At 46.0% G+C, this 25021-nt stretch carries 19 protein-coding genes, 21 tRNA genes and 2 rRNA genes; 4 read left to right on the top strand and 38 right to left on the bottom strand.

From position 1 onward, the window contains the following. Positions 1 to 10 precede the first annotated feature (10 nt). Both UJ203_RS00210 and UJ203_RS00205 read left to right on the top strand, forming a co-directional pair. Positions 11 to 1054, top strand: a complete 1044-nt coding sequence (locus UJ203_RS00210; protein WP_024122596.1) for a cytochrome d ubiquinol oxidase subunit II — start codon at positions 11 to 13, stop codon at positions 1052 to 1054. A gap of 53 nt (positions 1055 to 1107) precedes the next feature. Then, positions 1108 to 1266, top strand: coding sequence for a DUF1540 domain-containing protein (locus UJ203_RS00205; RefSeq protein ID WP_010331596.1), 159 nt, complete (start codon positions 1108 to 1110; stop codon positions 1264 to 1266). Between the two features lie 22 nt (positions 1267 to 1288). Here the strand turns inward: UJ203_RS00205 and UJ203_RS00200 are convergent, their stop codons facing one another. The 10 genes from UJ203_RS00200 to UJ203_RS00155 all read right to left on the bottom strand — a co-directional run bounded on the left by UJ203_RS00200 (position 1289) and on the right by UJ203_RS00155 (position 12933). Beyond that, entirely contained in the window at positions 1289 to 2176 is an 888-nt protein-coding gene (locus UJ203_RS00200) for a metal ABC transporter permease (RefSeq protein ID WP_105953333.1), read from the bottom strand. Continuing rightward, positions 2166 to 3473: a metal ABC transporter permease gene (locus UJ203_RS00195; protein WP_322008350.1), complete on the bottom strand. Its 1308-nt coding sequence runs from the start codon at positions 3471 to 3473 to the stop codon at positions 2166 to 2168. The genes UJ203_RS00200 and UJ203_RS00195 overlap by 11 nt, the downstream gene beginning before the upstream one ends. A gap of 5 nt (positions 3474 to 3478) precedes the next feature. Beyond that, on the bottom strand, positions 3479 to 4231 hold the full coding sequence (locus UJ203_RS00190) for a metal ABC transporter ATP-binding protein (protein ID WP_322009426.1): 753 nt from the start codon (positions 4229 to 4231) through the stop codon (positions 3479 to 3481). An 18-nt stretch (positions 4232 to 4249) separates the two neighbouring features. Next, a complete protein-coding gene (locus UJ203_RS00185; RefSeq protein ID WP_322008349.1) occupies positions 4250 to 5173 on the bottom strand; it encodes a metal ABC transporter solute-binding protein, Zn/Mn family in 924 nt (307 codons plus the stop codon). Between the two features lie 276 nt (positions 5174 to 5449). After that, positions 5450 to 6565 carry an o-succinylbenzoate synthase gene (gene menC / locus UJ203_RS00180; RefSeq protein ID WP_322008348.1) on the bottom strand — a complete coding sequence of 372 codons (1116 nt, stop codon included), beginning with the start codon at positions 6563 to 6565 and terminating at the stop codon, positions 5450 to 5452. Next, on the bottom strand, positions 6562 to 8022 hold the full coding sequence (locus tag UJ203_RS00175; protein ID WP_105953329.1) for an o-succinylbenzoate--CoA ligase: 1461 nt from the start codon (positions 8020 to 8022) through the stop codon (positions 6562 to 6564). Before UJ203_RS00175 ends, menC begins: the two co-directional genes overlap by 4 nt. A 91-nt stretch (positions 8023 to 8113) precedes the next feature. Continuing rightward, positions 8114 to 8932: a 1,4-dihydroxy-2-naphthoyl-CoA synthase gene (menB, locus tag UJ203_RS00170; RefSeq protein ID WP_010331603.1), complete on the bottom strand. Its 819-nt coding sequence runs from the start codon at positions 8930 to 8932 to the stop codon at positions 8114 to 8116. Positions 8933 to 8966: 34 nt separating this feature from the next. Then, positions 8967 to 9791 carry a 2-succinyl-6-hydroxy-2,4-cyclohexadiene-1-carboxylate synthase gene (gene menH / locus UJ203_RS00165; RefSeq protein ID WP_322008347.1) on the bottom strand — a complete coding sequence of 275 codons (825 nt, stop codon included), beginning with the start codon at positions 9789 to 9791 and terminating at the stop codon, positions 8967 to 8969. After that, positions 9779 to 11521: a 2-succinyl-5-enolpyruvyl-6-hydroxy-3-cyclohexene-1-carboxylic-acid synthase gene (gene menD / locus UJ203_RS00160; RefSeq protein ID WP_227598100.1), complete on the bottom strand. Its 1743-nt coding sequence runs from the start codon at positions 11519 to 11521 to the stop codon at positions 9779 to 9781. The genes menH and menD overlap by 13 nt, the downstream gene beginning before the upstream one ends. Then, complete coding sequence (locus UJ203_RS00155; RefSeq protein WP_322008346.1) at positions 11518 to 12933, bottom strand: isochorismate synthase MenF; 1416 nt, start codon at positions 12931 to 12933, stop codon at positions 11518 to 11520. The genes menD and UJ203_RS00155 overlap by 4 nt, the downstream gene beginning before the upstream one ends. Before the next feature lie 291 nt (positions 12934 to 13224). Between UJ203_RS00155 and UJ203_RS00150 the strand changes: the two genes are divergently transcribed. After that, positions 13225 to 13944 carry a yteA family sporulation protein gene (locus tag UJ203_RS00150; protein ID WP_024122606.1) on the top strand — a complete coding sequence of 240 codons (720 nt, stop codon included), beginning with the start codon at positions 13225 to 13227 and terminating at the stop codon, positions 13942 to 13944. Positions 13945 to 14097: 153 nt separating this feature from the next. Next, complete coding sequence (locus UJ203_RS00145) at positions 14098 to 14565, top strand: TspO/MBR family protein (RefSeq protein WP_105953325.1); 468 nt, start codon at positions 14098 to 14100, stop codon at positions 14563 to 14565. Between the two features lie 28 nt (positions 14566 to 14593). Here the strand turns inward: UJ203_RS00145 and glgP are convergent, their stop codons facing one another. The 28 genes from glgP to UJ203_RS00005 form a co-directional block, all read right to left on the bottom strand. Beyond that, positions 14594 to 16990, bottom strand: coding sequence for a glycogen phosphorylase GlgP (gene glgP / locus UJ203_RS00140; protein WP_322008345.1), 2397 nt, complete (start codon positions 16988 to 16990; stop codon positions 14594 to 14596). After that, positions 16977 to 18431, bottom strand: coding sequence for a glycogen synthase GlgA (gene glgA, locus UJ203_RS00135; protein WP_322008344.1), 1455 nt, complete (start codon positions 18429 to 18431; stop codon positions 16977 to 16979). The genes glgP and glgA overlap by 14 nt, the downstream gene beginning before the upstream one ends. Next, positions 18428 to 19459, bottom strand: coding sequence for a glucose-1-phosphate adenylyltransferase subunit GlgD (gene glgD / locus UJ203_RS00130; RefSeq protein ID WP_322008343.1), 1032 nt, complete (start codon positions 19457 to 19459; stop codon positions 18428 to 18430). The genes glgA and glgD overlap by 4 nt, the downstream gene beginning before the upstream one ends. A 24-nt stretch (positions 19460 to 19483) precedes the next feature. Then, entirely contained in the window at positions 19484 to 20626 is a 1143-nt protein-coding gene (locus UJ203_RS00125) for a glucose-1-phosphate adenylyltransferase (protein WP_322008342.1), read from the bottom strand. Continuing rightward, positions 20623 to 22506, bottom strand: a complete 1884-nt coding sequence (glgB, locus tag UJ203_RS00120) for a 1,4-alpha-glucan branching enzyme (protein ID WP_322008341.1) — start codon at positions 22504 to 22506, stop codon at positions 20623 to 20625. The genes UJ203_RS00125 and glgB overlap by 4 nt, the downstream gene beginning before the upstream one ends. 237 nt (positions 22507 to 22743) lie before the next feature. Then, a tRNA-Glu gene (locus tag UJ203_RS00115) sits at positions 22744 to 22815 on the bottom strand. Positions 22816 to 22819: 4 nt separating this feature from the next. After that, positions 22820 to 22910: transfer RNA gene (locus tag UJ203_RS00110), tRNA-Ser, on the bottom strand. A 3-nt stretch (positions 22911 to 22913) separates the two neighbouring features. After that, positions 22914 to 22988, bottom strand: a tRNA-Asn gene (locus tag UJ203_RS00105). A gap of 17 nt (positions 22989 to 23005) precedes the next feature. Further along, positions 23006 to 23082 (bottom strand) — tRNA-Ile (locus UJ203_RS00100). Positions 23083 to 23097: 15 nt separating this feature from the next. Then, positions 23098 to 23171, bottom strand: a tRNA-Gly gene (locus UJ203_RS00095). Between the two features lie 9 nt (positions 23172 to 23180). Further along, positions 23181 to 23256, bottom strand: a tRNA-His gene (locus tag UJ203_RS00090). Between the two features lie 21 nt (positions 23257 to 23277). Next, a tRNA-Phe gene (locus UJ203_RS00085) sits at positions 23278 to 23353 on the bottom strand. 12 nt (positions 23354 to 23365) lie between these two features. After that, positions 23366 to 23442 (bottom strand) — tRNA-Asp (locus UJ203_RS00080). A gap of 54 nt (positions 23443 to 23496) precedes the next feature. Beyond that, positions 23497 to 23573, bottom strand: a tRNA-Met gene (locus tag UJ203_RS00075). A 23-nt stretch (positions 23574 to 23596) separates the two neighbouring features. Then, positions 23597 to 23689, bottom strand: a tRNA-Ser gene (locus tag UJ203_RS00070). 6 nt (positions 23690 to 23695) lie between these two features. Continuing rightward, positions 23696 to 23772, bottom strand: a tRNA-Ile gene (locus UJ203_RS00065). A 2-nt stretch (positions 23773 to 23774) separates the two neighbouring features. Further along, positions 23775 to 23851, bottom strand: a tRNA-Met gene (locus UJ203_RS00060). Positions 23852 to 23872: 21 nt separating this feature from the next. Continuing rightward, positions 23873 to 23945: transfer RNA gene (locus UJ203_RS00055), tRNA-Ala, on the bottom strand. Positions 23946 to 23950: 5 nt separating this feature from the next. Further along, a tRNA-Pro gene (locus UJ203_RS00050) sits at positions 23951 to 24027 on the bottom strand. Between the two features lie 15 nt (positions 24028 to 24042). Beyond that, positions 24043 to 24119: transfer RNA gene (locus UJ203_RS00045), tRNA-Arg, on the bottom strand. A gap of 9 nt (positions 24120 to 24128) precedes the next feature. Continuing rightward, positions 24129 to 24214 (bottom strand) — tRNA-Leu (locus tag UJ203_RS00040). A gap of 14 nt (positions 24215 to 24228) precedes the next feature. Then, positions 24229 to 24303: transfer RNA gene (locus tag UJ203_RS00035), tRNA-Gly, on the bottom strand. 5 nt (positions 24304 to 24308) lie between these two features. Beyond that, positions 24309 to 24395 (bottom strand) — tRNA-Leu (locus tag UJ203_RS00030). A 10-nt stretch (positions 24396 to 24405) separates the two neighbouring features. After that, positions 24406 to 24481 (bottom strand) — tRNA-Lys (locus UJ203_RS00025). Positions 24482 to 24518: 37 nt separating this feature from the next. After that, a tRNA-Thr gene (locus UJ203_RS00020) sits at positions 24519 to 24594 on the bottom strand. Between the two features lie 31 nt (positions 24595 to 24625). After that, positions 24626 to 24701 (bottom strand) — tRNA-Val (locus UJ203_RS00015). A 22-nt stretch (positions 24702 to 24723) separates the two neighbouring features. Next, positions 24724 to 24839 (bottom strand): 5S ribosomal RNA (gene rrf / locus UJ203_RS00010). 53 nt (positions 24840 to 24892) lie between these two features. After that, positions 24893 to 25021 (bottom strand): 23S ribosomal RNA (locus tag UJ203_RS00005); the annotation flags it as partial.

The following is a 25021-nucleotide window of genomic DNA, read 5'->3' as shown; positions in this document are numbered from 1 at the left end:
AGATCGACAAATGGACATTTCAACTGACGCTCTGATCGCCATCTCAATTATTTGGGGTTTTGTGTTTATTTACGCCGTCATGGCCACAATGGATTTCGGAGCGGGATTTTGGTCTATGATCTATTTAAACAAAGAGCATATGAAGGCGACTGATATCGCAAACCGCTTTCTGTCGCCGACTTGGGAGGTCACTAACGTCTTTATCGTGGCCATCGTCGTTGCACTTTTCAGCTTTTTTCCAGGTGCGACGTTTGTGCTCGGAACTGTTTTATTAATTCCCGGCAGCATTATTTTATTGCTTTTAGCAATCCGAAGCGGATTTCTCGTTTTTTCAAACACAGCGAAGGAAAGGAAATTGCTCAGATATATTTCCGGCATCTCCGGTTTTATTATTCCCGCTGTTCTGATTTTGGTTCTCCCGGTGACACACGGTGGATTTATCGAAAACACAGACGGCGTATACAGCTTGAATATGTCTACCATTTTGACAAGCCCAAACGCCTATTCATTTATAGGGTTTGCGATTTTAAGCACTTTATTTTTATCCTCCCTGCTGCTGGCGGATGTTTCGAATGTGGCTGAGGAACAGGACGCCTACACGGCGTACAGAAAAAGCGCCTTAATCACCGGCCCGATTTCGCTCCTATTTGCCGTATGCATTATGCTGACGATGCGGAATGAAGCAAACTGGCTTTATACTGGAATGATGAATGATTTTTCCTGGATTATTGCGTCGTTTATTACATTCATCATCGCAGGCATAGCTCTTTTTCTGCCTAACAAAAGCTTCGGCAAAAAGATTGGGAAACCCAGACTGGCGCTTGTCGCGATTGCGATACAGTATTTCCTGGCAAGCTACGCGTACGGCCGCGCCCACCTCCCTTATATGATTTATCCTGACGTGACGATCATGTCCGGTTTCACCGAGCCCGCCACGTTCAGAGCGCTGTTTATGACATATATCGTTGCATTCATTATCCTGTTCCCAGGCTTCTACTTCTTCTGGAAGCTGTTTATGAAGGATAAACGGTATATCCGCCAGCAGGAAGAATAGGGCCCAAGCCCTCCGGCTATACTAAGCTTGAACCTTTATAAGGAGGGGATGGCATGGACCAGAAAATCCTATGCGAGGTCAACAACTGTTCTTATTGGGACAAAGGCAACAGATGCACAGCCGATGCCATTTATGTTGTCAGCCATACTGGCGAGACTGCCGAAAACAGCCGGGAAACAGACTGCAAAACGTTTAAACCGCAAGATTTGTAAAAATCAAAAGAAAGAGCTGGCATCAGACAGCTCTTTCTTTTTCTGTTTTGAGCATTCTTATCTTTTTCGTCATGACTCCGTTTGACGGCGAAAATAAAAAGGCACCTGCATAAAAAACTCCTGTCATTGCCGCCATCGCCCCGGAGATGGAAACATTGAGCCATGTTGCGCAGATATAGCCCAATAGAGCTGACAGCCCTCCGATCACCGCGCTGATAATCAGCATATAAAGCAGCCGGTCCGTTAATAGATGGGCGGCAGCAGGCGGAACAATCAGCATCGCCACAACCAATATGGCGCCGACCGAATCAAAGGAGGCAACGGTCGTAAGCGACAGCATCCCCATCTGGAGGTAATGAATCAGCATGACCGGTATTCCGATGGCCAAAGCCATTTGCGGATCAAACGAAGAAATTTTGAACTCCTTATAACACACACTGACCATCGTTATATTGAAAAGCAGCACAACAACCAGCATCCAAAACGCTTTTGGCCCGATGTCCACTCCGAATACCGTGATCGTATTCCATGGCACAAAAGCGATTTCTCCCATTAATGAATGTTCAATATCGAGATGGACATTCGCTCCATATACTGATAACAAAATGACACCAACTGCAAATAAGGAGGTAAAAACAACGCCTATGGCGGCATCTGATTGAACCCCTTTGCTGTGAAGAAGCTGTACCAAAAATGCCGTTAACAGTCCCGACACGGCTGCACCGATGAACATAGGAATCCCGTCAAGGCTTTTTGTCACAAGAAAAGCACCAACAATTCCAAGCAAAACAGTATGGCTGATGGCATCGGCCAGCATTGCCATTCTCCTTAATACAAGAAATGTTCCGATCAACGCACAGCTGACACCGACTAGTATGCCCGTCACTATAATCCACGCTTCAAAGCTCATTGGCAATCTTCCCCTTCTCGATTTCAGGGTATGGCTGACGGAGCTCAGGCATCCTGCCATGCAGCTTCAAAAGTGAAAGAAGCCTATCTCTTGTAGCCTCCGGCAATCGGTCCGGCACAAAATCATCCTGATCCGCACCTGCTTTTTCTATATCCATTTCATGCATGAGGTACATTTCATACATCCGATATTTTAAAGCCGTCAGATAACCTTTTTCTATCCCAGACTGTGTTACTTTCCAAACCCCGTTTTCAATCCGTACAACGCACCTCTCTTTTTCCAAATCATTCAAAACTTTATGACATAATGAAGGTGAAAGCCGCCTTTTCTTTTGTACACTTTCCTCCGTTACATATATTTCCTTATGTTCATACTGCTCAAAAATCGTCAGAAGCACCTGCTCCCGGTTTGTTTTTCTACGCAGCCTTATTAATCTTATCCCTTTAGCAGCCAGTCCCCGCTTAGGTGCACAAATCATCGAAAAAAGAAAAATGATCGTTGCCGATAAAATCATCAAAGGCCCCGTCGCCATGCCCTCCATTGTTGTACTCAGCAATGTTCCGGACACGCCGCTGATCCCGCCTGTCATCCCGGCAATCACGATCATGCCCGTTAAACGCTCGGTCCAATATCTTGCGGCAATCGCGGGTGTAATGAGCATAGCTGCCATTAAGATGACACCTACAGTTTGAAGCCCTATCACAACAGCGCAGACAATAAGACAGGCCAAAAGCGCGTTTAAAAAACGTACCGGCAATCCCAATCCCTTTGCAAATGCGATATCAAAGGTGATGATTTTAAATTCCTTAAAAAAGACAGTACAAAGCAGCAATAAAACGGCAGATACTCCCGCAATAAGAATGATATCCTGTCTGACTAATGAAGCAGCCTGGCCGAACAGAAAGGAATCAAGTCCGCTTTGGCTTCCCGACCCCAGCTGCTGAATATATGTCAGGAGTATAATACCGACGCCAAAGAACACAGAGAGAACGATCCCGATTGCCGAGTCCTCTTTTGTTTTTGAAAGCCGCGGTATCAGCTGAATCATCCACGTTCCGAGAAGCCCTGCAAGCGCCGCGCCGAGCAAAAAGAAAGGGAGCGATTTTTCTCCGGTGAACAGAAAAGCGAGACACACACCCGGCAGGGCAGAATGGGCCATCGCATCTCCGATTAAACTTTGTTTTCTAAGCAGCACAAAGCTCCCCAACACGCCGCTTGCTGCGCCGAGCAAAAGCGTCCCGGCCAACACCCACTGTGTATTCGGATGCTGGAGCTGCTGCCACAAACTTTCTATCAATGCGCTCACCCCTTATTACCTTCTGCCAGTACTTTATCTTTTAGAAATGTCAGCCTTCCTCCATACGTTTTTTGAAGGTTTTCAATCGTAAACACTTCCTCCGCCGGTCCGAAGGCGATTTTCCTTAAATGAAGCAGCAATATCCAATCGAAATAGTCTTCGGCGGTTTGCAGGTCATGGTGGACGACAAGTACGGTTTTGCCCTTCTCCTTAAGCTCCGCCAAAAGAGTCATGATTGCCCGCTCCGTCGCTGCATCCACGCCGGCAAACGGTTCATCCATAAAGTAAATGTCGGCGTCCTGACAGAGTGCCCGGGCAAGGAATACCCGCTGCTGCTGGCCCCCTGACAGCTGGCTGATCTGCCTGTTCGCATAATCGAGCATGCCGACTTTTTCCAAAGCCGCTTCAGCCATTTCCGCGTCTGCCTTTTTCGGTCTTTTCAGCAAGCCGATTCGGCCGTACCTTCCCATCAGCACGACATCGAGAGCGCTGGTAGGAAAATCCCAATCAACCGAACCTCGCTGCGGCACATATCCGATTCTTGTCCGCTGTTGTTTATAAGTTTTGCCATAAATGGAGATGTCTCCTGAGGCACGGGGCACAAGACCGAGAATCGTTTTGATCAAAGTGGACTTTCCAGCGCCGTTCGGGCCGATAATACCGATTAATTTCCCCTTCGGCACCTGCAGCGAAATCTCTTGCAGAACGGGCTTTTTATCATAAGCGACTGTTACATTTTCCAGCTCAACAGGAAACATTTCTTTCACCTCTATTCCTTATTTAAGCGCTTCGGTAATCGTGTTGATATTATGGCGGAACATGCCTTCGTATGTACCTTCTTTTGTCCCCTTTTCACCCATTGCATCCGAATAGAGCTGACCGCCGATTGACACCGAATGGCCTTTTTCTTTAGCCCCTTCCACCACGGCATTAATTGATTTTTCAGACACGCTGCTTTCTACAAAAACAGCCTTAATTTGTTTTTCTGCCAAAAGCTCAACCAGGTCCTGTACATCCTTTAAACCATAATCTGAATCTGTGCTGAGCCCCTGCAGGCCTTCTACTTTAAATCCATACTCTTTCCCAAAATACGCAAACGCATCATGAGCGGTTACAAGCACACGGCTTTTCTCCGGAATGTTCGCAACCTCCTGACGAGCCCATTTATCTAAATATTGCAAATTATCTTTGTACTCTTTTGCGTTTTTCTTAAAGTCATCCGCATGCTCAGGCATCGCTTTGCTGAATTGCTCTTCGATTTCATCAATTGCGTAAATCCATAATGGGATGCTGAACCAGACGTGAGGATCATACATCTTCCCTTTTCCCGCAGAAATAAGCTTGCTTTTCGGAATCGCTTCGGCAACCGCCGCCGCTTGTTTTTGTTCACTGATTTTACGGAGAATGTCTTCCATCTTCCCTTCGAGATGCAAGCCGCTGTATAGCACAACGTCTGCTGATGTCAATTTTCTCGTATCACCTTGTGACGCTTTGTAAAGGTGCGGGTCTACTCCCGGTCCCATTAAAGAAGTGACCTTTACATGCTTTCCGCCGATTTTTTCAGCCGCGTCTGCAATTTGGGAAGTCGTTGCCGTCACTTGCAGCCGCTGATCAGAGCTTTTACCGGAAGACTCTGATCCACAGCCCGTTAAAGCAAGGCATGCAAGGATCAATGCCCCTATCAGTCCTCGTTTTTTCATTTGTTCCCTCCTCTTTGTCATCGATGTCCTGTTGTTTTATCTTATGTTGTGTTTTCTTAGACATGTGACATTTAATTAGACAAAAGCATGTTTTGTTTATATAGGACAAAAAGTTTCCTTAGTGCAAAATTATCGCGTTTGTCCATTTCTGTCAAGATATTTTTCGCATAAAAAAACCGGCTGGTTCAGCAGCCGGTCAAACGAGAAGGGATGTATTCAACGCTTTTACTCTAACAGCACACTCACATTCTCTCAAATTGATAAAATGCCTTTTTCTCATCCATGCTGTGTGAAAACATCCATTTTGGTCACATATTTTCGCATTATTTCCTGATTTACTTCAACCCCTAAACCAGGCTGTTTCGCCACAGAAATAAATCCGTTATCGATACAGATATCAGGGGTCACGATATCCTCATCCCAATACCTTGAAGATGACGAAATATCGCCCGGTATCGTAAATTGGGGCAATGAAGCCAGCGCCACGTTTTGCGCTCTTGAAATGCCAGTCTCCAGCATTCCTCCGCACCAAACCGGCATATTGTGCTCCTTGCACAGATCATGGATTTTCAGAGCTTCCGTCAATCCGCCGACACGAGAAGGCTTGATATTAATTACTTTGCAGCTTCCCAGCTCAATCGCCCGTCTCGCGTCATCAGCTGAGCAAATGCTTTCATCAAGGCAAATCGCCGTTTTCATATGCTTCTGCAAGTGGCGGTGATCAACAATATCATCAGCTTGGAGCGGCTGTTCAATCATCATTAAATGATATTCGTCAAGCTCCTTTAAGCGGCTGATATCCTTGAGTTCATAAGAGGAATTCGCATCAGCCATAAGCGGGATGCCAGGGAATCGGCTGCGGATGGCTTTTACCAGTTCCACATCTTGTCCTGGCTGAATTTTAATTTTTATTCTTTGATAGCCTTCTTTTTGATAAGCCTCAATTTCTTTCAGCATATCCTCAAGAGGCGCTAAGCTGACAACGACTCCGGCAGGGACTTTGTCTCTTGTCCCTCCTAATGCCTCCGCAAGAGAAATCCCCTTCTTTTTTGCATAAATATCCCAAACAGCTGATTCAAGCCCCGCTTTTGCCATCCTGTTACCTTTATAGCGCGCCAAGCTGTCCGGCACTTCAGAGGGGTGGCTGAATTCACGTCCGACGACATTAGGAATAAAAAAATCCTTCAGCATATGCAGACAAGTGCCAATCGTTTCCTCGGTGTACCATGGTGAGGAGAATGCAGACACTTCTCCCCATCCTGTAACTCCGGATATATCGATGGCTTCTACAATCAAAAATTTGCGCTCCTGAAGCGTCTCAATACTGTTTTTGAACGGTTTTTTTAGATTCATGCTCAAATGATAAAGCGTAATTTTTTCTATTTCGATCATAACAGTTCTCCTTTACGCGCATCCTTCAGCTGATTTCGCAATAGCTTATTCGACGCATTGCGCGGCAGGCGGTCTAATACAAAGAATTTTGCCGGAACTTTATATTTCGCCAATCGTTCTTTGCAAAAAACGGTCAGTTCTTCAGCGCTGACAGGCTGATGGAGCACAAGATAAGCATGAGGCACTTTTCCCCATTTTATGTCCTCCGCGCCTGAAACGCCGGCTTCTGCAACAGCCGGATGAGAAAGCAGCACAGACTCCACTTCAGCGGGATAAATATTTTCTCCGCCTGAAATGATAAGATCTGATCGCCTGTCTAATACATATAAAAACCCTTCACTGTCCAAATAACCGAGATCGCCTGTTTTCAGCCAGCCATTTTGAAAGGATGCTTTATTTGCGCTTTCCCGGTTGAAATAGCTTTTCATCACATTCGGGCCTTTCACCATAATTTCACCATGTTCAAACGGCTCACACGCTTTTCCGTCCCGCTCAATTTTGATTTCGCATGAAAACAGCGGTTTTCCTGCTGATCCGAGCTTTTCCATACTGAATTCCGGCGAGAGAGTAACGATTTGTGAGCACGTCTCCGTCATTCCGTATGATTGAAAGACGGGGAAGCCTTTCTCTCGGCATTCTTCTAACAAAGGAAGCGGCGCCGGACCTCCGCCGAGCAGGATGCATCTGAGGGATGACGGGCAGCAGCTTGTTTCTGCCAAAAGACTTGCCAGCATTGTCTGCACCGCAGAAATAATCGTAACTTGATGCCTGTCGATAGAATCCAATACATCACTTACGGAAAAACGCTGGTGAAGCACGACCGTCATTCCGTAAATCACAGATTTAAATAATGCGGACAGTCCGCTGATATGAAAGAGCGGCAGCGTGATAAGCCAGCGGTCTTGTTCTGTTATACCCAAATTAAGAGCAGAAGACACCGCACTGAAATAATGATTTCCAAATGTTTGCTGAACTCCCTTGGGCTTGCCGGTTGTCCCGGAGGTATACATGAGAGTCGCCGTTGCGTCCATTTGTATGTATGGCTCAATGTCAATATCCTGTGCATCTTCTTTTACCAGTTCATCCACATTAACGGTTTCAACCATATGTTCATAATCCTGCATGTCAAAACTTTCATCCGTCAGTAAAAAGCGGGCGCCGGAATCCTCCAGTTGGAACAGCCTTTCATGTTTAGACAGCTTTGTATTCAGCAGCACCGCTTTTACGCCGAGCAAAAAGCACGCGTGAACGGCATATACCATCTCCGCCCGGTTTCCGAGCAGAAGAGCCGCGGTGTCCCCTTTTCGAAAAGAATGAGCGGAAAGCTGGGACGCCATTCGTTTGGATGCGGCAAATAATTCAGCAAATGTCACGGTTTGATCTCCATAAATGAGAGCGATTCTCTCAGGTGTTAGCTGTGCCCGTTGCAGGAGCCAGTTGGGCTGTTCTGTCAGCATGTCATCATCTCCGAGGTAAAATTACTTTATTGAAAAGAAAACAGCTTGGACCGCAATGGCTCAAGCTGTTCGTTTCATACGTATCTGCTGATCACGGAAAACGCGGGAATTGACCGAAATCCGGTTTGCGTTTTTCCTTAAAGGAATCACGGCCTTCTTTTGCTTCATCAGTTGTGTAGTAAAGAAGGGTTGCATCCCCTGCAAACTGCTGAATTCCAGCAAGTCCGTCTGTGTCCGCGTTAAACGCAGCTTTAAGAAAACGAAGTGCGGTCGGGCTTTTCTCAAGCATTTCTTCACACCATTTAATCGTTTCTTCTTCAAGCTGTTCCAAAGGAACAACTGTGTTGACAAGTCCCATATCCAGCGCTTCCTGCGCGTTGTACTGACGGCACAGGTACCAGATTTCACGGGCTTTTTTATGTCCTACGATTCGAGCCAGGTAGCCTGAACCGTAACCTGCGTCAAAGCTTCCCACTTTAGGGCCGGTTTGTCCGAAAATCGCATTGTCAGCAGCGATTGTCAAGTCACATACGATGTGAAGCACGTGTCCTCCGCCGATCGCATATCCGGATACCATCGCAACAACAGGTTTCGGGATGACGCGGATTAAACGCTGAAGATCCAATACGTTTAAACGCGGAATTTGGTCGTCGCCTACATAACCGCCGTGTCCGCGCACTTTTTGGTCTCCGCCAGAACAAAACGCTTTGTCTCCGGCACCGGCAAGCACGATAACGCCGATGTTTTGATCATCTCTCGCGCGAGCAAATGCATCAATCATTTCAGCAACCGTCTTAGGGGTAAACGCATTATGTACCTCAGGGCGGTTGATAGTTATTTTTGCAATACCATTATACGTTTCATACAGGATTTCATCGTATGTACGTTCAGTTTTCCATTCTACAGCCATGATATGACCTCCTCTATTTTTCCATATGAACGAGTTATAAGTTTGTTAAATACTCACTCACTATTTTACCAAAAAAACGCGGCTGTTCCACATGCACTGTATGGCCTGCTTCAGGAACAATCTCTATTCTACTAGATGGAAGCTTCTTATGCACCTCTTGATTAATGGCGCAAAACTTCTCGTCCCATTCTCCGCAGATGAGAAGCACAGGCGCCGCAATATCTTTTAACCGGCTCCACCAGGAAGGCTGTGAACCGGTGCCCATACCGATTAAACTGTTGGCCAGCCCAATGTTATTGTTTCTCAGACGGCCCGACCGTATCCTCTGCCGAACGTCTTCAGCAAGCCGCTGCTGCGTCGAAAACAAAGGGATGCCTTCCCAATAGTCCACAAAGGCTTTGATCCCGTCACGCAAAATAAAATCGGCAAGCTTCCGATCCCGCAAGATTCGTTCTTTCCGTTCCCCGAGGGTTTTAAGGCCGGGTGTCGTGCTTTCGAGCACAAGCGCTGATATCCGTTCGGGGTATGTCATGGCAAAGGAATATGCAAGCCTTCCCCCCATAGAATAACCAATAAGTTTCACTTTGTGAAGTTTTAAATGATCAAATATTTCGGCAAGGTCTGAAACCTGCCGGCTCGTACTATATCTTTTTCCATTCAGCGGGGCATCACTTTCTCCGTGCCCTAAGCAATCAATTTTGATGACACGGGAATCAGGCAGCGACTGGTCCAGAAAGGCCCAGGATTGTTTACTGCCGGTAAACCCGTGCAGACAGACTATGGCATCAGAAGCATTCGGCCGATCATCTGTCACAGCATAGCGGACGCCGTCTGCAACAGTTATGCTTACAGTTCCCATTGTTTTTTCACTTCCCGCACAGCCTCATTCAGCATATCACGATGAAGCTGAACTCTTGATTGGCGATCAGTTTTGATTTCTATAATGTGAAGGCCGGGCTTGTCAGCCTGCGGTGCGTATGATGCTTTAAACTCATCCCACGAAGCCGGGCATGAATACGTGCCCCCGTAAAGCTCAGCCGCATGCTTGAAATCGAGCCCCGTCGGCGTGCCGAACAAATCTTCAAAGTGTGTCTTTTCAGATGCCTGCGGCAAAAATGAAAAAATCCCTCCGCCGTCATTGTTCACGAGGATCACAGTAAGCGGAATACCCAGTTTTTTAGCCGCCAGCAGCCCGTTTAAATCATGATAAAAAGACAAATCCCCGATCACGAGTGTCACAGGTGCTTTTGTTCCTTCACAAACACCCATGGCAGAAGAGACAACACCATCAATCCCATTTGCGCCGCGGTTTGAATAGATACGGAAATTGCGGTCCTGATTTTCGAAAAACGTATCGACATCCCTGATTGGCATGCTGTTTCCGACAAATAGCGAGCTATTTTCAGGCACAAGATGCTGGAGGATTCGATAGAGGTTGCCCTCAAATGAAACCTCTTCATCGCTGACCGTTTGCAGATATTCACGGAAACGCTGATTCACGATCTGCCATTTTTCCAGCCATTCCGATGTTCGATCCATTCCAGTATATTCAGCCATGATCGCATCGGCAAAACTAGACGGGCTGCAGTGAATCATATGTGCGCTTGCCTGTGTCGGGTCTCTCCAGCCGCCATCCTCATCAATCACAATCTGCTGAATGGCCGGGTCATCCTTCAGCCACAAAAAAACCGGCTTTGAAACAGGCATCGGTCCGAAACGGATCACGACATCAGGCCGCAGTGCTGACTTCAGCTCATCATCTTTCAAAAATGAGTCATACGCATCTATAACGGTGCTTTTATCATGGACGCCGTTCCGCAGGTTAGACAGCGGGTCAGCTAAAATTGGATAATGCAACGCTTTTGACAGCTCCACAATTTTTTGCTGATCAGCATCACTGTGGAGTTCCCCGCAGACGATCATGCCTTTTTCGGCCTCTTTCAACATCATAGCCACGTCAGACAGAGAGTCTCGGTCCACGGATTGCGTACCCGTTTTCACTGACACGTGACGCCCAGTTCTCATTCTTTCAAACGGCTGATCAGAAAGGTCAGGCATCAGCGGCTCACGAAGAGGTACATTCACGTGCACAGGCCCCATTGGACGCTTTTGCGCTTCCCCGGCGGCACGGCCTGCCAGCGTTCGGATATATCTCAGCATATGCGGCGACTCTTCGGGAAGAGCAGAGTCTGTGAAAAACTTAACAAAGTTACCGAATAAGAAGTGCTGATTAATGGCCTGCGGTGCGCCTACTTCACGCAGCTCGTGGGGCCGATCAGCAGTTAACACTATAATCGGTACTCTTGAATAATGGGCTTCAATCACAGCCGGATAAAAGTTGGCCGCGGCTGTTCCTGATGTACAAATCAGAAGCACGGGACGCTGCTGTGCTTTTGCCAGCCCTAATGCAAAAAATCCGGCAGATCTTTCATCAATTTGGATATGGACATTGATATCCGGATGCGCGGCAGCAAGAATTGCCAGCGGTGTAGATCTTGAGCCCGGACAAACGACAGCGTCCGTAATTCCGGAAAGGGCGAATTCATCAATAAAGCTTCCGATGTAATGAGTAATCGGGTTCACTGTCAACGTCTCTCACCTCCCAGTGCAGAGATCATCGGCTTTAATTTAATCTGTGTTTCTTCGTATTCCGATTGCGGTTCAGAGTCTTCCACAATGCCGCACCCGGCAAACAGGCGTGCTGTGCTGCCTTCAATCAGCCCTGAACGAATGGCAACAGCAAATTCTCCGTTATCCTGACTGTCAATCCAGCCGACAGGAGCCGCATACCAGCCGCGGGACATCGGTTCGATCTCTCTGATCACTTCTACAGCTTTTTTCTGAGGTGCTCCCCCAAGCGCCGGTGTGGGATGCAGTTTCTCAATTAAGTCAAAAAGCGAAGCAGACGCGTGAAGCTGGCCGACAATCGGCGTAAATAAGTGCTGGACGCTTTTCGTTTTGTACAATACAGGTTCGTCAGGCTTTTCAACGTCAGAACAGCTTGATACAAAAGCATTATGAATCATGCCTACAACAATATCATGCTCCAGCAGATTTTTCTCATCGTTTAATAATGCTAGGCCGATGCGGCGGTCTTCTTCTTCATCAGAGCCGCGCTTTATGGAACCTGCCAGACAAGTAGACATGACAGTGTTGCCGTCTCTTTTGATCAGTCTTTCCGGGGATGCGCCGACAAAGGTTTTGCCTTCTTGTTCGATTGCAAAAACATAGCTTGTCTGCTGATCGGTCAAAAGCGTTTTAAGCACCGGTTCCATTTTGACCGGACCGTCAAACGTGAGCAGCAGCTCTCTGGCAAGAACCACTTTATCATATTGATTCTCTTTAATTTGGCTTGTTGCCGTTTCGATTGCTTTCAGCCAATCAGACTTATCCAGCTCCTGAGATGCTGTCATCACAGCCTGATCTTTTTGATTTAAATCGGGGACCACAAATTCCGCTGCAAAAGCTTTTAAGCCTTCCAAAACAGCTTCTGCATCATCTTCTCCGCTGACCCATCTGTTGACTGTTAAAAACGAACCGTCAGCAGACATCGTCAGCATAAGCGAAGGCACAAAGAAATCCCCTTCCGAGAAATGGTCCCATTGAGTACCTCTTTCTTCGTAAGGGTCAAAGGAAAAGCCTCCGAATAAGACAGGTCCCACTGCAGAATGCTGCAGCTTTTCTTCTTCATAAATATGAAAAGCCGTCTTTTTAAAGCGCTCCCATTGTTCAAAAACCTCGCGATACCGCTCGTCGTTTTTTTGATTCGTCTGGAAAACAGCTTCTTTGCCAAGACCGACTATTGTCAATTCACTTTCAGGTTCTGACCAAAAAAATCGATTGCCTGTATATTTTTTTGCTCCGTAATTGAAAAATGATAGAGGGTCAAGAGACTCAATTTGTCTCGAATAGCTTATTAAGACAGCATGGTTGACTTCTTTGGCTTTATGTAATGCATGTAGAACTTCCTTTCGGAACGTACGCTGCACCGTTGTCACCATGAGACATTCCTCCATAATTCTTAAAATGCTTTTAATACCATACACCTGTGTCTACATTGTGTCAAATACACAGATCATGCAGTCCAAATGGCCTGCCTTACCTATTATAAACCTAATTGCAGAAATGAAAAAGAAACAAACCTTAAATTTCTTTCTCCACTGATAGCAAAGCTTGTATCCGCTTACCATATAAGGAAATTCTCCTATATTCCTCCACAAGGGATTTATGAAAGTTCTCAGGCGATCTGTCCATACTAAAGGTATGCATTACAGAGAAACGAGGCGATCATATTGCTAACAAACGAACAGCTTCAGCATTTAAAAAAGGAACTTGAACAAACGAAAGAAGATATATTGAACCGCTTCAAAGACAATGACCATTTTCAGCTCAATTCCGCTTTTCCATATGATTCGTGGGGTGAGCTTTCTGCTTATGACAATCACCCAGGCGATCAGGCGACAGAGCTTTATGAGCGCGAAAAAGACATTGCTCTTGATTTGCATGAACGGGAGCATCTCCGGGACATTGAGCATTCATTGAAGGCGATAGAAAACGGCACGTACGGGATTTGTGAGGTCAGCGGAAAGGAAATTCCTTATGAACGCCTAGAAGCGCTTCCGACTGCTACAACGCTCGCGGAATATTCATCACAGGATGTCGTTTCCAAAGACCGTCCGATCGAAGAAGAAACACCTTTCGGGCAATTTGAATTTGACGATGATGAAGAAATCAGAGCCCCTTACGACAGTGAAGATTCCTACCAGGACGTTGAAAAATACGGAAACTCAGAAACACCGCAGGACATGGAAAATCCGCCGCTCAGCTATGATGATATGACGATGAATGCCGAAGAAAATATCGGCAATACAGAATCATATGAGAATTTCATTGCCACAGATATTACAGGCAAAGAAATTACAGTGTATCCAAGCAGGGCGCATGAACGTTATGAGGAAGAGCTGGATGAAGAAGGCATCATGACGACGTTTGGCGATCTCCATGCAGATTGAACCCCCAGGCAAAGGGGGTTCTCTTTTGTGTTTTCATAAATGACCGCATTTCAGCAGCTCTCTACATCATCTCCCCCGCATATCAGGAGTTTGATCTATCCAAGATAAAGGGTAAACCTACATGTAAAATACATACATACCGGAGGGAAATATATGAAAAAGATGTTCGGCGCAATCGCAGTTTTTATCATTACATACGCACTGTTTTCAGCCGCAGACTTTCTATTTCCGATCGACCAAAGTTGGTATCATTCACTGAAAAAGCCAGACTGGACGCCAAGCGGGTCAACGATCGGCATTATCTGGTCCGTCCTGTTTGCACTGATTTCTCTTTCAGCTGCCATTGTTTTTGCCAAATGTTCATTTAAAAAAGCCAAAAGCTTTTGGCTGGCGTTTTTGATCAATTATGTGCTTAATCAAGCATTCAGTTATTTTCAGTTTACGCAAAAGAATCTCCTTGCCGCATCCATTGACTGCCTGCTTGTCGCCATAACAGCGCTGGTTGTAATCATCATTGCAAAAGTATACAGCAGGGCCGCAAGCTGGCTTCTTGTGCCTTATTTTTTGTGGAGTGCCTTTGCAACTGTCTTATCCTTTACGATCTATTCAATGAATCTTTGAACAAAAAAGCCGCTCTAACAGCGGCTTTTTACATCATCGGCTTAATTCTCCAAATGTGTTTCGCATATTCGTGAATCGTCCGGTCGCTTGAAAAATAACCTGAATGGGCAATGTTTAAAATCGAACGCTCTGACCACTTTCGCCGATCTTGATAATCGGCTTGAATACGCTCCTGGGCATCCGCGTATGAACTGAAATCCTTCAATACAAAATACTCGTCATTATGCGGCAGCAGCGAATCATAGATGGATTCAAATTCATCGGCTTCACCTTCAAAAAAACCGTTGATCAGCTGATCCGCTACCTGCCTGATTCTGCGGTCATGCTGATAATACTCCCTTGATCTGTAGCCTCCGTTTTCCTGGTAGGAAAGAACGTCATCCGCTTTCAAACCAAAAGTGTAAACACAATCAGTTCCGACCCGTTGCAGAATTTCAATATTCGCCCCGTCATGCGTGCCGATTGTCAGCGCGCCATTCATCATAAACTTCATATTTCCTGTACCGGACGCTTCCTTGCTTGCAGTCGAAATTTGTTCACTTACATCTGATGCCGGAAAAATCTGCTCCGCCATAGAGACCCTGTAATTTTCTAAAAAAACGACCTTGAGCAGCTGCCTCACCGCCGGGTCATAATTTACTTTCTCCGCAACGGAATGAATCAGTTTAATGATTTTCTTCGCGTAATGATAGCTTGGTGAAGCCTTTGCTCCGAAAATAAAGGTTTGCGGATAAATAGAAAATCCTGAATCCTCCTTCAGCCGGTTATACAAATACATAATATGAAGAACATTCAGCAGCTGCCGTTTATACGCATGAAGCCGTTTCACCTGTACATCAAATATGCTGTCCGGATTTACAGCCACTCCGGCCGTGCAAAAAATCAGATCAGCAAGCTCTTGCTTTTTTCTGCTTTTGTTGTTTTGGAACTGCTCAATAAAAGCGGGATCAGCAGCGTACGGTTCCAGCCGAATCAAGGATTCCGGCTGTTTTATCCATTCATCGCCTATCGCATCCGTTATCATCGCGGACAAGCCGGGATTGGCTTTTAACAGCCAGCGCCTATGGGCGATTCCATTTGTTTTATTGTTAAACCGATTCGGAAACATCAAATGAAAATGACGCATCTCCCGTTCCTTTAAAATGTCGGAGTGAATTTTGGCAACTCCGTTTACACTGTAGCTTCCCACTATTGCGAGATGAGCCATTTTGACAACACCGTGCGCCGTAATCGCCATATCCTCTATCCTTTTCCAGTCACCGGGATACTTCTCCCAAACCGCTCTGCAAAACCTCTCATTAATCTCTTCAATAATCATATACATTCGCGGGAGCAACGGCTTAAATAAATGAATCGGCCATTTTTCAAGCGCTTCTGACAGTGTCGTATGATTCGTGTAAGAAATCGTATGTACCGTGATATGCCAGGCATCTTCCCAGCTCATGTTTTCTTCATCAAGCAAAATCCGCATCAGTTCAGGCACAGCAAGTGCAGGATGGGTGTCATTAATATGAATGCTTACTTTTTTATGCAGGCCATATAATGATTGATTCGTTTTGCGGTAATTGTTCACAATGCTTTTTAAACTTGCACATACTAAAAAATACTGCTGCTTCAGCCGTAATATCTTACCCTCGTCATGCGTGTCGTCAGGGTATAAAAATTCAGATACAGCTTCTGTTTCCCGTTTATAAGACAAAATATTGCCGCCGTGATAATGCGCATAAGGCTCGGCGTTCCAAAGTCTTAACGTGTTGACTGTGCCCGTATCGTATCCGATGATCGGGATATCATAAGGAACAGCGGTAATGATTGTTGCTTGCTCATGACGAAAATGCAGACGGCCGTTTTTTTCAGTCATATGCACCTCGCCCCAAAACGGCACGTCAACCGCTTGATCAGCATTTCTTACTTCCCACACATTTCCGTTTTTCAGCCATTGCTCAGGCAGCTCAACCTGATGCCCGTCAACAATTTTTTGTTCAAATAACCCATGCTTATAGCGAATTCCCATCCCATGCCCAGGCAAGTTTAACGAAGCCAGAGAATCTAAGAAACAAGCGGCCAATCGCCCCAGACCGCCATTCCCAAGCCCTGCATCACTCTCCATATAAAGGATCTCGTCTAAACTGATGCCGTTCTCTTTCAGACCCGCTTCCACTACATCCCGAATACCGAGATTCATTAAATTCTGTTCAAGGAGCTGTCCCAGAAGAAATTCAATCGACAAATAATATGTCTGCTTTCCGGAATTGGACCTGCTTCTTTCATTTGTCTGGATCCAATCAGCGCTGATGTACTCTCTGATCATATTGCCTAAGGTTTTATATTGATCAAGCCTGGAAGAGTCCTTAAAGCTTTTCCCGCACGTCATTTCCAGACGCTTTAAAAATAAGGCTGCAAAGCGTTCTTTACTCGAGAACATCCCGTCCACTCCTTGTCACATGCTCGAAAATGCGCTGATACTGTTTGGCTGATTGTTTCCAGCTGTAATCTGCATTCATTGCGGTCTTCATGATGCTCTTCCATACATCCTTTTGGCGATAAAACGCCAGCGCCCTCTCGATCGTAAATTTCAGATCGTGAGCATTAAAGGCTGAGAACGTAAAACCGTTGCCTGTGCCCTCTTCCTCCCGGTAGGAACGGACAGTGTCATAGAGCCCGCCTGTTTCTCTGACAATCGGAATAGCGCCATATTGAAGCGCGATCATCTGCCCCAGACCGCACGGCTCAAATTTCGACGGCATCAGAAACAAATCCGAGCCCGCATAAATCTGATGGGCAAACGGCTCATCAAACCCAATATACGCCCTGCATTTATCGTGAAATGCAAATTCAATGTACCGGAAGTAGTCCTCAAATTCCTGCTCCCCCGTACCGAGCACAATCAGCTGTATGTCTCTCTCCTCCAGCAGCTCGTGCATCATTCTCTTAACAAGATCAAGCCCCTTCTGTTTGGTCAGCCTTGTTACCATACTGATCAGCGGAATATCTTTTCGTTCCGGAAGGCCCATCCGCCGCTGGAGCTTCGTTTTATTTTCTTCCTTTAAATCAAGACGTTCAGGATCGTAATGCATCTCAATATACGGATCGCTCTCTGTCTGATAGAAAGAGTCATCAATACCGTTTAAGATCCCTGTTAAATCTTTTTCCCTATGCTGCAAAACTGGCTCAAGCTGCTCGCCGTAATACGGCGTTAAGATTTCATTTCTATAAGTCGGGCTCACCGTTGTTACATGATCAGCAGCGAGAATCCCTGCTTTCATAAAATTAACAAATCCATTGCATTCTAATCTCTCAAAATGAAAATGACTCATGTCGAGACCGAGCAAGTCATGTGTCACCTCAGGCGGGAATATACCTTGAAACTGCAAGTTATGGATCGTGAGCACACTTTTCATCTGCTCATAAAAAGGGCGCTTGCTGTATTCCTCTTTCAACAAATAATTGACCATCGCTGTATGCCAGTCATGAGTATGAATGATATCGGCTTGAAAATTCACTGCTTCTGCCGCTTCCAGCACAGCTCTTGAAAAATAAGCAAACCGCTCCCCATCGTCAAAATGCCCGTACAGGGAATCCCTTGAGAAATAATATTTATTGTCGATAAAATAATAATCCACACCATCTTCAGCCAAATGCTCAATCCCGCAATATTGCTGACGCCAGCCAACAGCAACCGTACACTCAGCTGTTTTCTTCATACGCTTTTTCCAGGGATCAGGAATTTGACTGTATTTCGGCATGATTACCGCTACGTCGTTCCCAAGACGAGAAAGCACTTTGGGCAGCGCGCCGGCCACATCGGCCAGGCCTCCTGATTTTACAAACGGGGTACATTCTGAGACAGCAAATAACACCTTCAAGAATTCATCAGCTCTCCTTGCACCAAACCTTTTTTTAATACGAGCGGCTGCTCCTCCGTTCCCGCAGTTTCAGTTGTATTGCCGATTTTGACATCTTTATCAGCAATCACCTGCTCCAGCAAACAATCCTCACCAATCTGCGTTTTTTGCATAATAATGCAGTTTTTCAGCTTCGTGCCTTTCCCGACATGCACCGCCCTGAATAAGATGCAGTTTTCGACCTCCCCCTCAAGCACACAGCCGTTTGCCACTAAAGAATTTCTGACAGTGCTGTTCTTCCCGTATTTCGTTGGGGGCTCATCCTTCACTTTTGTATAAATCGGCTGCTGAGGCAAAAACACCTGCTGCCAAAAACGCGGCTGAATAAGCTCCATACTGTGGGTATAATACTTTTCTACAGAATCAATAACAGCTGCATACCCCGAATATTCATATGGGCAAATGGTCAATGCGGAGGCTTCCTTTTCAACAACCTCCTGAATGGTTCTGTATCCTTTTTCAATATGTCCGTAGATCAGATCCTTCAAGAGTTTAGAAGACATGATATAGATTTGCAGCGACTGACCGTCCTGAAAGACCTCGGTAATGTCACAGCCCGCCTCCTGATGTCTTTTCAGCACGTATTGAAATTGAATGTTGCATACAGTATGGCTGTTGGTGATGACGGCATATTGCTGTGTGCTTCTATGAAAGTAATCAAGATGATCAGAAAACTGGCGAAATGAACCGAATTCATTATATTCATCATGCAAATGCGGTGACGGAAAAAAAAAGAGGCCGTCCTTTTTTCGGTGTAAATCCCATTCCTTCCCTGCTCCAAGATGATCCATAAGAGACCGGTAGCGATATTTCGGAAAAATCGCCACACTCCTAATGTCCGCATTCACCATATTGGACAGCATAAAATCTATCAAACGGTACCTGCCAGCAAAAGGAATCGCACCAAGCGACCGCTGTGCGGTTAAATCCTGAAGAGAATGCTTATATGTGGTTTCATCTATAACACCTAACATTTGATTATTGATCAACTGATTCTGCCTCCTCTTCAGTCATTAAATCAATTCTTTCTCTACAAATTCCTCCGAAACAAGCAGCACCTCCTGAATGTCTTTTTCAGATTTAATCACTGCGCCATCCGGAAGCACTAAGCCCTTGGGCACGATAGCATTCTCAATCACGACATGCTCACCGATTGTCACATCCGGCATAATCACTGAACGCTTGACCGTTGCGTGCTTACCGACGGTGACACCTTGAAATAGAACGGAGTGAGACACATTCCCATAAACAATACACCCCTCATTCACAAGTGAGTCATGAACCTGCGCCTCAGGCGAAATAAATTGCGGAGGCTGATTCGGATTGACAGAGTAAATCTTCCAATTGCGTTCAAACAGCCTTAGCTCAGACTGGTCTTTCAGCAAATCCATATTGGCTTCCCATAAGCTCTGCACCGTGCCGACATCCTTCCAATATCCTTTAAACGGATAAGCGGAAAGCTTCTTTTTCTCCTCCAAAAGCAAAGGAATAATGTCTTTGCCGAAATCATGGCTTGAATACGGATTCCGGTCATCCATCTCAAGGTATTGCTTCAAGAGCGGCCAATTGAAAATATAAATACCCATGGATGCCAAATTGCTCTTTGGAAATTTAGGCTTTTCATCAAAATGTGTGATGATCCCGTCTTCATTTGTCTTCATGATGCCGAATCGGCTCGCTTCTTCCCATCCCACTTCAATCACGGAGATGGTCACATCCGCTTTCTTTTCAATATGAAAATCAAGCATTTTGCCGTAGTCCATTTTATAAATGTGATCGCCTGATAAGATCAGCACATACTCAGGATCATACTGGTTCAGGTAATTGAGATTTTCATAAATTGCGCTTGCCGTCCCTTTATACCATTTCACTTCGGATGACTCGGCATAAGGAGGCAATACCGTAACACCGCCATTGTGCCTGTCAAGATCCCATGCACTGCCAATGCCAATATAGGAATTCAGCTCCAGCGGCTGATATTGTGTTAAGATGCCTACTGTGTCTATGCCTGAATTCGAGCAGTTGCTGAGCGTAAAATCAATAATCCTGTATTTTCCCCCAAAAGATACGGCCGGTTTTGCCATATTTTTTGTTAATCCGCTGAGACGGCTGCCCTTCCCGCCGGCAAGGAGCATAGCTACACATTGTTTTTTCATTCATTTATCTCTCCTCTTTTTTTCACCGCCCGCATAATCGAAATGCCATAAGGGGGGATTGTCATTGTGATATAGCACGGTTTGTGATGAACAGCTCCAGCTTTGGCTGCCAACGGCTTTTTATTCAATTGACCTGAGCCCCCATATTTTTCATTGTCACTGTTCAACACTTCGATATATTGGGTAAGAAAGGGAACGCCAACATCGTATTGATGATAGACCGAGGGTGTAAAATTACATAAGATGATAAGCGCCTCACCGTGCCGTCTGCCATACCGAATAAAAGAAAAGATTGATTGCTCCTCATTGTGGACATCAATCCATTCAAATGACTGAGCACGATGGTCATTTTCATAAAGGATTTTGCTTTTTTGATAAAAGCGGAGAAGATCTTGAGTAAAAACACTTGCTTTTTGATGCATGGGGAAGGAGTTCAAAAACCAATCAAGCTGTTCTGTATCTTTCCATTCATCGAATTGGGCAAATTCCGATCCCATAAAAATGAGTTTTTTTCCGGGATGAGCCGTCATATAACCGAGTAAAAGCCGATATTGGGCAAACTTCTGCCAATAGTCGCCAGGCATTTTGTGAAGAAGTGATTTTTTTCCATACACGACTTCATCATGAGAAAATGGCAATACAAAATGTTCACTAAACGCATAAAGCAAGGAAAAAGACACAAGCTGATGGCAGTGCCGCCTTTGTTCAGCAGGCGTCTCCATATATTTCAGCACATCATTCATCCAGCCCATATTCCATTTAAAATGAAAGCCGAGTCCCCCTTCCTCAACAGGACCTGTTACTTGAGGCCATTCGGTGGAATCTTCCGCTATCATCATGACATGCGGATATGCCTCCCGCATTGTTTGATTCAGCTTCTTTAAAAATGCAACTGCATATGGATTCATATGGCGTTCAGCCTGATTTGGCCAATACAGCATATTGGCCACGGCATCGACCCTAAAACCATCTATATGATAGAATTCCGCCCAGTACAACGCATTAGAAATTAAAAAACTTTGAACTTCCGGTTTTCCTAAATCAAAGTTAGCGGTGCCCCACAGCCAGTTCTCCCGGTCACGCTCTTCTTGATATTCGTAAAGAGGCGCTCCATCAAACATATAAAGCCCATGAGAATCTTTACAAAAATGTCCGGGGACCCAATCAAGTATGACGCCGATGTTTGCCTGATGGCATTCATCCACAAACCTCATCAAATCATGAGGCGTGCCAAATCGGCTTGTCGGGCTGTAATACCCCGTTGCTTGATAACCCCAAGAGCGATCATAAGGATGTTCATAAACGGGCAGCAGTTCGATATGGGTAAACCCCTGCTCTTTGATATAAGGAATAAGAGACTGGCCTAATTCTCCATAGGAGTAAAGCGTGCCATCGGGATGCTTCTTCCATGAACCAAGATGAAGCTCATAAATAAAAACCGGCTTTTCATATATTGTTTTAGCTTTCTTCTTCTTCTGCCACTTTTGATCATGCCAGCTGTACCCTGCAAGATCGTAAGTAAGAGACGCCGTATTCGGTCTTACTTCTGAATAAAAAGCATACGGGTCTGCCTTCAGCATGGTCTCTCCGCTATTTGTCACGATTTCATACTTATATCGTTCCTTTTCTTTCAAACCTGGAACAAATAACGTCCAAATGCCATGATCATTAACTTTCTGCATAACATGAAGCTCACCTGACCAACTGTTAAAATCTCCAGCCACTCGAACTTCTGACGCATGAGGCGCCCACACACAAAATTCATACCCGCTTTGGCCATTCAGCTCGCGATAATGCGAGCCAAACAGCTGATAGCTTTTAAACAGACTGCCTTCGTGAAAAAGATAAACATCATGTGCTGTTGGGCTGGCAGCGGCCATGTAATCATCCTTTCTGACATCATAGTTTTCATTTATATTATTTATTCGTAGAAATAAAAAAAAGCCCTTTCTAGAAAGCGCTTATATTTATTGACATAAAACTTCATTTTCTGAAGAAAAACAAAAGATATGGAGTTTTTTGTTGTAAATTTGATATAGAATAAAAAACAAAATCAGATGCATATCATATAGTTTTAGAAAACAAAAAAACCTTGCAGGATATGCAAGGTTTCAGGATGACCCGTACGGGATTCGAACCCGTGTTACCGCCGTGAAAGGGCGGTGTCTTAACCGCTTGACCAACGGGCCGTCATGGCGGAGAAGGAGGGATTTGAACCCTCGCGCCGCTTACACGACCTACACCCTTAGCAGGGGCGCCTCTTCAGCCACTTGAGTACTTCTCCATATGGCTCCACAGGCAGGATTCGAACCTGCGACCGATCGGTTAACAGCCGATAGCTCTACCACTGAGCTACTGTGGAACGTAAAAGTCATGGTATGGTGGGCCTGAATGGACTCGAACCATCGACCTCACGCTTATCAGGCGTGCGCTCTAACCAGCTGAGCTACAGGCCCATGACGATATAGAAATGGAGCGGGTGATGGGAATCGAACCCACGACATCAGCTTGGAAGGCTGAGGTTTTACCACTAAACTACACCCGCAATTTTATTTGGGGCGATTGATGGGAATCGAACCCACGAATGCCAGAGCCACAATCTGGTGCGTTAACCACTTCGCCACAACCGCCAAAATATATATATTTGTAAATGGTGGCTCGGGACGGAATCGAACCGCCGACACACGGATTTTCAGTCCGTTGCTCTACCAACTGAGCTACCGAGCCTTATTATTTAAATGGCGGTCCGGACGGGACTCGAACCCGCGACCTCCTGCGTGACAGGCAGGCATTCTAACCAACTGAACTACCGGACCATTTTAATTAGTTGCACCCATCGGGCGCTCCTTATTTAAAAGGATATATTTGTTTGGTTGCGGGGGCAGGATTTGAACCTGCGACCTTCGGGTTATGAGCCCGACGAGCTACCGAACTGCTCCACCCCGCGATGATAAAATGTAAGAATATATATGGCGGAGGAAGAGGGATTCGAACCCCCGCGGGCTTTGACACCCCTGTCGGTTTTCAAGACCGATCCCTTCAGCCAGACTTGGGTATTCCTCCGTATTGTGGTGGACCTTGTAGGACTCGAACCTACGACCGGACGGTTATGAGCCGTCTGCTCTAACCAACTGAGCTAAAGGTCCTTTGGTAGCGGCGGAGGGGATCGAACCCCCGACCTCACGGGTATGAACCGTACGCTCTAGCCAGCTGAGCTACACCGCCAAATCATATATTGAAATCAAGTGGAGCCTAGCGGGATCGAACCGCTGACCTCCTGCGTGCAAAGCAGGCGCTCTCCCAGCTGAGCTAAGGCCCCAAGAATGGTCGGGAAGACAGGATTCGAACCTGCGACCCCATGGTCCCAAACCATGTGCTCTACCAAGCTGAGCTACTTCCCGATTTCATGTAGATCATGGCGCGCCCGAGAGGAGTCGAACCCCTAACCTTTTGATCCGTAGTCAAACGCTCTATCCAATTGAGCTACGGGCGCAAATTATAATGCCGAGGGCCGGACTTGAACCGGCACGGTAGTCACCTACCGCAGGATTTTAAGTCCTGTGTGTCTGCCAATTCCACCACCCCGGCGTGGATGGTATAGTTGGAGCGGAAGACGGGATTCGAACCCGCGACCCCCACCTTGGCAAGGTGGTGTTCTACCACTGAACTACTTCCGCAGAAATGGTGCGGATGAAGGGACTTGAACCCCCACGTCTGTAAAGACACTAGAGCCTGATTCTAGCGCGTCTGCCAATTCCGCCACATCCGCAACATATAAATGGTGAGCCATGAAGGACTCGAACCTTCGACCCTCTGATTAAAAGTCAGATGCTCTACCAACTGAGCTAATGGCTCTTCTTACAAGAGACTTGAATATTATATCATATAAAAGTGGTGCCGGCAAGAGGACTTGAACCCCCAACCTACTGATTACAAGTCAGTTGCTCTACCAATTGAGCTACACCGGCTCATATGTAAACATATTATGTATAGTTAGAATGGTGGAGGATGACGGGCTCGAACCGCCGACCCTCTGCTTGTAAGGCAGATGCTCTCCCAGCTGAGCTAATCCTCCATAATTGCACTAACGTGCAATTGCTTGGCGGCGTCCTACTCTCACAGGGGGAAACCCCCGACTACCATCGGCGCTGAAGAGCTTAACTTCCGTGTTCGGCATGGGAACGGGTGTGACCTCTTCGCTATCGCCACCAAACAATTGAGAGTGTTCTCTCAAAACTAGATAACAGGTGTGACATCATTAGACATTAGGTTAAGTCCTCGATCGATTAGTATCTGTCAGCTCCATGTGTCGCCACACTTCCACCTCAGACCTATCAACCTGATCATCTTTCAGGGATCTTACTTCCTTGCGGAATGGGAAATCTCATCTTGAGG

The organism is Bacillus sp. V26 (genome assembly GCF_034296245.1).
GTDB classification, from domain to species: domain Bacteria; phylum Bacillota; class Bacilli; order Bacillales; family Bacillaceae; genus Bacillus; species Bacillus halotolerans.
Note: the sequence above shows the minus strand (reverse complement) of the source record. Positions and strands in the feature narration are given on the sequence as shown.